General features: G+C 71.2%; 1 protein-coding gene. It reads right to left on the bottom strand.

Features of this window, described 5'->3' with window-relative positions:
• Window positions 1–31: 31 nt before the first annotated feature.
• Window positions 32–1,036, bottom strand: coding sequence for an aldo/keto reductase family protein (locus H489_RS21845; RefSeq protein ID WP_017885784.1), 1,005 nt, complete (start codon window positions 1,034–1,036; stop codon window positions 32–34).
• Between the last annotated feature and the right edge of the window lie 162 nt (window positions 1,037–1,198).

Genomic DNA, 1,198 nt, shown 5'->3' with positions numbered 1-1,198 from the left:
ACCGGGCCTCCCGTCCGTCGGTCGGTCGCGTCTACGCGGGGCGCGACGACGGGGACACGTTCTTGGACGCGTCGCGCTCCGGGATGTCGCCGAGTGCCTCGTCGATCGCCGCGAGGGCGTCCGTGTCGAGCTTGACGCCGGCGGCCTTGACGTTGTCGGTGACCTGCTGCGGACGCGAGGCGCCGACGATCGCCGAGGCGACGTTCTCGTTCTGCAGGGTCCACGCGATCGCGAGCTGCGCGAGCGTGAGGCCGGCCTGGTCCGCGACGGGCTGCAGGCGCTGCACGGCTTCGAGGACCTCGTCGCGCATGAACCGCTTGATCATGTCGGCGCCGCCCTTCTCGTCCGTGGCCCGCGAGCCCTCGGGCAGGGGCTGACCGGGCTTGTACTTGCCGGTCAGGACGCCCTGCGCGATGGGCGACCAGACGATCTGCGACAGGCCGAGCTGCTTCGAGGCCGGGACGACCTCACCCTCGATGACCCGCCACAGCATCGAGTACTGCGGCTGGTTCGAGATGAGCTGGAAGCCGAGCTCCTTGGCGAGTGCGGCGCCGGCGCGGATCTGCTCGGCGGTCCACTCGCTGACGCCGATGTAGAGCGCCTTGCCCTGACGGACGACGTCGGCGAAGGCCTGCATCGTCTCCTCGAGGGGGGTCTCGTAGTCGTAGCGGTGCGCCTGGTAGAGGTCGACGTAGTCGGTCTGCAGCCGCTCGAGCGAGCCGTCGATCGACTCCATGATGTGCTTGCGGCTGAGGCCGACGTCGTTGTGCCCCTTCGGGCCCGTCGGCCAGTAGACCTTCGTGAAGACCTCGAGGGACTGGCGCCGCTCGCCCTTGAGCGCCTCGCCGAGGACGGTCTCGGCGGCGGTGTTGGCGTACGTGTCCGCAGTGTCGAACGTGGTGATGCCGGCGTCGAGCGCTGCCCGAACGCACTGGGTGGCGACGTCGTTCTCGACCTGCGAGCCGTGCGTCAGCCAGTTGCCGTAGGTGATCTCGGAGATCTTGAGTCCGGAGTTGCCCAGGTACCTGAATTCCATGGTCCCGACGCTACTGGAGTGAGCGCGCACGTGAGGGGTCCCGCGAGTGCCTGTCGGGCGCGGGTGGGGCGGGGGTGCGGGTGCGGGTGCGGGTGCGGCGCGGCGGCGCGGCCGGGCGGCGCGGCCGGCCGGCGCGGCCAGGCGGCGCGGCCGGCCGGCGCG

Source organism: Curtobacterium flaccumfaciens UCD-AKU, assembly GCF_000349565.1.
Taxonomy (GTDB): Bacteria; Actinomycetota; Actinomycetes; order Actinomycetales; family Microbacteriaceae; genus Curtobacterium; species Curtobacterium poinsettiae.
This window is presented reverse-complemented; position numbering and strand designations above follow the sequence as displayed.

Coding starts and splice junctions, on each gene's coding strand:
- H489_RS21845 (WP_017885784.1), bottom strand. CDS start 1,036: ATGGAATTCAGGTACCTGGGCAACTCCGGACTCAAGATCTCCGAGATC.